Source organism: Plectonema cf. radiosum LEGE 06105, from assembly GCF_015207665.1.
Classification (GTDB): Bacteria; Cyanobacteriota; Cyanobacteriia; order Cyanobacteriales; family Nostocaceae; genus Rivularia; species Rivularia radiosa_A.
In genome coordinates this window covers 1-5,570 of sequence record NZ_JADEWL010000239.1, presented here as the reverse complement: position 1 = coordinate 5,570, position 5,570 = coordinate 1, and the positions used below count along the sequence as shown (strand labels likewise).

Annotated in this window: 6 protein-coding genes and 1 pseudogene; 2 read left to right on the top strand and 5 right to left on the bottom strand. The window is 34.9% G+C overall.

Translation table 11 applies throughout. The annotated features are described in order from the left end of the window. Both IQ247_RS31150 and IQ247_RS31145 read right to left on the bottom strand, forming a co-directional pair. A pseudogene (locus IQ247_RS31150) lies at positions 1-172 on the bottom strand (photosystem II q(b) protein); the annotation flags it as partial. A 229-nt stretch (positions 173-401) separates the two neighbouring features. Then, the gene (locus tag IQ247_RS31145; protein WP_228060212.1) at positions 402-1,475 is read right to left on the bottom strand and encodes a hypothetical protein; all 1,074 of its coding nucleotides are present in this window, start codon (positions 1,473-1,475) and stop codon (positions 402-404) included. A 195-nt stretch (positions 1,476-1,670) separates the two neighbouring features. On the opposite strand from IQ247_RS31145, the gene IQ247_RS31140 reads away from it, so the two are divergent. After that, positions 1,671-2,294: a helix-turn-helix transcriptional regulator gene (locus tag IQ247_RS31140; RefSeq protein WP_193925987.1), complete on the top strand. Its 624-nt coding sequence runs from the start codon at positions 1,671-1,673 to the stop codon at positions 2,292-2,294. Here IQ247_RS31140 and IQ247_RS31135 read toward each other — a convergent pair. Further along, positions 2,287-2,757, bottom strand: a complete 471-nt coding sequence (locus IQ247_RS31135) for a Coq4 family protein (RefSeq protein WP_193925985.1) — start codon at positions 2,755-2,757, stop codon at positions 2,287-2,289. The genes IQ247_RS31140 and IQ247_RS31135 overlap by 8 nt on opposite strands. A 262-nt stretch (positions 2,758-3,019) precedes the next feature. Between IQ247_RS31135 and cofG the strand changes: the two genes are divergently transcribed. Beyond that, positions 3,020-4,027, top strand: a complete 1,008-nt coding sequence (cofG, locus tag IQ247_RS31130) for a 7,8-didemethyl-8-hydroxy-5-deazariboflavin synthase subunit CofG (RefSeq protein WP_193925983.1) — start codon at positions 3,020-3,022, stop codon at positions 4,025-4,027. Here the strand turns inward: cofG and IQ247_RS31125 are convergent. Continuing rightward, positions 3,987-4,457, bottom strand: coding sequence for a response regulator (locus IQ247_RS31125; RefSeq protein WP_193925981.1), 471 nt, complete (start codon positions 4,455-4,457; stop codon positions 3,987-3,989). The genes cofG and IQ247_RS31125 overlap by 41 nt on opposite strands. Continuing rightward, the gene (locus IQ247_RS31120) at positions 4,426-4,917 is read right to left on the bottom strand and encodes a nitrogen regulation protein NR(II) (protein WP_193925979.1); all 492 of its coding nucleotides are present in this window, start codon (positions 4,915-4,917) and stop codon (positions 4,426-4,428) included. The genes IQ247_RS31125 and IQ247_RS31120 overlap by 32 nt, the downstream gene beginning before the upstream one ends. Positions 4,918-5,570 lie beyond the last annotated feature (653 nt).

Sequence of the window (5,570 nt, the reverse complement as noted above, 5' to 3'; positions counted from 1 at the left end):
CAGGAGGTGCTGCAACAAAAGCGATGATGAAACAGGTGATTGCAGATAAGAGGGTAGGAATCATCAATACACCGAACCAACCGATATATAAACGGTTGTTGGTGCTGGTAATCCATCCGCAGAACTGTTCCCACGCAGAAGCGCTCTCGCGTCTTTGTAATGTGGTTGTCATGGTTCGGATAATTGCTATTTTTTTATGATTTAGTAGGTCTTTCGACCCATGTATTAATACTAAAACAAATATTTCAGTTTGTAAAGCGTTTTCATAAAAAAAAGTAGCGAATGCTGCGTTATTAGGTCTATTTATTCTTTAAAAAGCTTGCTGTATAAGGATAAAGAGCTAATACGAAGAAAAATAAATTCTCATTAATTAAATTAATAAACCAGGGAGAGTTGCCGCATCAATCAAGTTTAAGATTTGATGCAGCTTGTTCAATATCGAGAGTCAAATACTTATCGAGGGGCATATACATCCAATAAAGAGAGATTTGTGGGTCTTGGCTAGTTTTCTGAAAACCCATTGCTAATGCTAGACTTTGGGCGGACGGATGAATCGTCAAGGTATACAAATCGCAAAGATTGGGGAAATCTGCTTGCATATTGATTAAAGTTTGGCGAGCATCCTTTAATAATTGACATAGATTATCGTGCTGTTGATAGTTCGGATCGATTTGAAAGCTGCGAATAAAAGCAGAAGTACAATCTGCATCTCCAGGTGTTGCGATATTAAAAGGATCGGTTTGGCTAGCAGTACTTAGGTGCAGACTTTTGCTCGGAGGTAGAAAAAAATTCTCCTCAGATTCGGAAGCTACAGGATAAAGAATGCAAATACCAACGGGGTTTTGGGTATCGCAGCGACGTAAAACCCGCATTCCTTTTGAATATTGTTTAGCCCAATTACGCAGTATTTTAGCTATTCTGTGGGGTGCAGCGGTAGTTTTTTTGTTCATCCAATCATAGTTGCTCGCCAAAAAAGTCGCAGCGGGTATAGCGTCAGTACGGGGATTAAAGCTATCTGCAAAAAGCTTTGCTGACTGAGTAGGTTTTGTAGATTGATTGATATCTGGTAATGGGGAACAGATACGAATACAAATATTATTGCCGTCGAATTCCTTTTCAATTAATCCTAGAGCCACTAACTTATCAATCATCATTCCCGCCGCACGTTCGCTTCCTCTGTCTTCTTGGGCGTAAAATAGTTCGTTGGCTTCGCGGTGAGTACAAGGAACAAAACCTTGAGGTAAATCCAGTTCTGTTAAAGGTTTGACAGCAATTCCCAATTCTTGCTGCTGTTTGAGCAGTAAATAAGCCCATAACTTTACAAAACATTCAGATCGACGGCGTGTTAAACCTACTTTTCCTTTCAAAAGAGAAATATACTTAAGCCGATGTTCGATACAAAACCACTCATCAATACTCAGCAAATCCTTCACCGCAGCACTCCCCGGTAAATTTTTCTCATAATCAAGTTGCAATACAGTGATTATGAATCGATTAACCGTACTGTATTGCTTAATTTAAGAAAAACTTCACCTCACTTCAGGGAAATTCTCTAAACTTCACTGAAACTTCACTTACTTCAATAGTTTTTATGGGATTGCTGCTCAATCATTGCGAATGCAGAATCCCAACCATAACAATGCTGCTAAGAACTTAAAAGGAGATAAATTATGAGCGTTTTACTTTTAGAGCAGTATCAAAAAATTACATCTACCCAAAGAAGTAAATTTTATCACAGAAAAACCAAATCGGAAAATACACAGCCTGTATCTAAACTCGATCTAATGCAAGCTGTAATTGAAAGTTTTCTTGACGGAATTTTTATCCTGACAATACAAGGTGAGTTAGTTCATGCTAACGAGGGTGCGCTTCATATTTGTCAGCAACTAAGTGGAGGTATTGAGAAATTTCAAGTCCCCGATGAAATTCAACGTATTTGTCAGTCTTTAATTGAAAGTCGTCAATTATTTCCTCATCAAAACATATCAATTGAGTCAGAAATTGAGACATCTACATCAGTTAAAATCAGAATTCGCGCTCGATGGTTACAAGCAAATGAAAGTAATGAGAATTACTTATTAGTTACTTTAGAAGACCGCAAACAAACTAATCAGAGTATGGCGATTTCTGAAGCTATAAAATATGGTTTAACCGAAAGAGAATCTCAAGTTTGGCTGTTGCGTCGAGCTAATTATTCTTATCAAGAAATTGCCGAGGAACTTTATATTACCATTAATACCGTTAAAAAACACTTAAAAAATATTTACGCCAAACAACAGGAGACAGTTAATTAAATGGTATGACACCTAATTTTTCTCGAACTTCACTTAAAGGAGTAGCCCAATCAGATTCAATATCCCAATCAATTAATTTTTTCGCCATTTTGCCATTTTTGACAGTATGAATAACTTCTTGTAAATTACATTTATGTATTAGTAAACCAGCTAATACCAGTATGGCACTAGAAGGGCGAAAAACTTGAGAACGAGTAAAAGCTTGCAATATGAATTCATCATTTTTCGATGGAGAAAGCCCCGTAACAACGTGCCAAACATCATGAGTGCGCTGTATCCAATCTCCAGATTGTAGGGGTTCAAAACCATTTTCATCAAAAAAGCGGGCTACTTCTCTACCTAAAGTTCCTTCGGGAAGTTGGCGTAATTCTGACAAATTAATGTTTAATTCTCGTCCAGGATAAATCTGGGGATTTATCGTTTGAGCCATCTTTAAAATAAAGTCGAGATTTCCTTTCTCCATAGTTGAATTTTCAAATTTATTTGAGATTTTAAGTTTTCCTGGTTAATACGATCAAATTCGCGATTGAATCTCAAATTAATGGGCAAATAGTTGGTTATGTATCTATTTTACAAAAATTACTTTTGAAGCCAAGTACCCATAAGGGTACCTTTTTTATTTATATTTTTATTTATATAATTTGTATTCAGATTCAAAATATTGCAATATAGGTATAAGATTCCGATTATTTTCAGACTTTTTATTTATTTTTAAATTATCTTTCATGAGATTTTCTAATTCCCGCACAGTTACCTATAGCCCTGCATACACGATAGTTCCTACCTACGAATGTTTTAACAGATGCACTTATTGCAATTTTCGTACCGACATCGGCAAAAGTTCGATGCTTTCTTTATCAGCAGCAAAAGATATTTTCAAAAGACTCCAAAATAAAAATATTTGTGAAATATTAATATTGAGTGGAGAAGTTCATCCACATTCATCACGTCGCAAAGAATGGTTTAATCGCATTTATGATTTGTGCGAATTAGCATTATCAATGGGTTTTTTACCCCATACAAATGCAGGAATTTTAAGTTTTGAGGAAATGCAAAAGCTAAAGAAATTTAACGTTTCAATGGGGTTAATGTTGGAACAGCTAACACCAAATTTATTGCAAACAGTTCATAAACACGCACCAAGTAAATTACCAGAATTGCGGTTACAACAATTAGAGTGGGCTGGTGAATTAAAGATACCTTTTACAACCGGATTATTATTAGGAATTGGTGAGACAGAACAAGATTGGTGGGATACATTAGCAGCGATATCTCAAGTGCATCAAAAATATAAAAATATTCAAGAAGTTATCTTACAACCGCACAGTCCGGGAAGTCAACAAAGCTTTGATTTTCCACCTTTTAATCCACATAAATTACCACAAGTAATAGCTCAAGCACGGCAAATTTTACCAGCAGATATTACAATTCAAATTCCACCAAACTTAGTTAAAGATAAGCAATGGTTACTTGCTTGTATAGAAGCAGGTGCGAGAGATTTAGGGGGAATCAGTCCCAAAGATGAAGTAAACCCCGATTATCCGCATATTCAAGAAAAAGAGTTGCGGAAAATATTACAGCCAGCAGGTTGGGATTTGGTTGCTAGATTGCCCGTTTATCCGCAGTTTGATGAATGGTTGATGGGGGATTTGGAAGTGAATCTGAAAAAGTGGAGGAAGAGTTTGGATTTAATTACCAATATTTCTTCTGCTCCTGCATCAAATGACAATTAACAAGTACTTGCATCAGTTGTTCAATCCGAAAAGGTTTAGCAAGAAAATCATCGATACCAGATGCTAAATAATTTTCCTTATCGCGTAAGATTACACTTGCGGTTAATGCAATAATCCGGGGACGTACTGAGGGTTCGCATTCCTGACAAATGTATTGTGTTGCCGTCATACCATCCATTTGAGGCATTTGCATATCCATAAATACCACATCGTAGGGCTGACGACGCATTGCTGTAAGTGCTTCTAAGCCATTATTAGCAACATCTGCTTGATAACCCATTTGCTCTAACATTAAAGTTATCATTCTTTGATTAGTTGTGTAGTCTTCTACTAATAGTATCTGCAACGGATTTTTTTCGGCAATTGTAGTATTAATTACAATTTCAGATGGTTTTGTTTTAGTCCCCCATTCTTGGTGTAAATAAAGCATCTCCCATGGATGTAACAATTTGGTCAATATATAGCTTAGAAGCACTCAAAGTATTCAGTAAAAGATTAGCTTCATTTGTACCTTGAACTAAAGATTGTTCCAAACCCATTCGTTCTGTCACATCTTCAATTATTATCAATAGTTGATTACTAATTTGATTATTTTTGATATTATTACCAATACAAATATCAAGATAAATTAGATTTAGTGTTTGTTGAGTCCGAATCACTCCCTTTAGTTCAAAGCTCTCTTGTTTCCCCGCGATAATATCCTTAAGAATCATTTCAATTCCAAGGAATTCGGGAAAACTAATCCTGATATCTTTCCCCAAATCCACTTCATTAAAACTGTCAGCCAAAAATTTTATTTTGGGAGATAATTCAATAATCTGCCACTTTTCGTTAACAATTAAATATTCAATACGCCGTAATGATAATATATTTTTAGATACAGAGTTCATATTATTAAATCATTGAATGTGTGAAAAATTGAAATATTTTATCTATATTTGTCCCAGTTTTTACTGAAGTTTCATAATTTGAAACAAAACCATAATTATCTTTAATTTTATCTGCTTAACTTTAGTTTCTAAATCTAATGGAATTAAATTGGATAATTCCCTTTCAAAGTAACATCTCACTGGGGTAGATAAAGGTTTAACTCAACTTGGATTAAATCCTAGCTTCCAGTCTTGTCAGCATTAAGCAAACAGAATCTATCTATAGCACAAAGTTATTATTCCCACTTGTATGAAGTTTCTATCAGGGAAGACCAATATTTTTTTAACCGCTCTGTGAGAAAATTTAGCTGGTTCCCCTCTGTCACGGGATTGCCACATTTTTTAGTTAAAGTAATGAATGTAAACAACTAGAATTTCTTACAACTACTTGTTATCCCATTATCAAGACTTGGTATTACCATTTTTCTGAGATAATTTTATTTTTAAAAACTTAAATATTTTTTTAAATAACATCTACCATCTGGTTTATTTTTTAAATAACTAAGTTGTCATGGTGCATACAGAACTGATACCACATAAAGACATAATTGAAGAATTTAACACTTGCAGCAAAACTCAATATAGTGGCAAATTAAATATAAAATCTTCTAAAG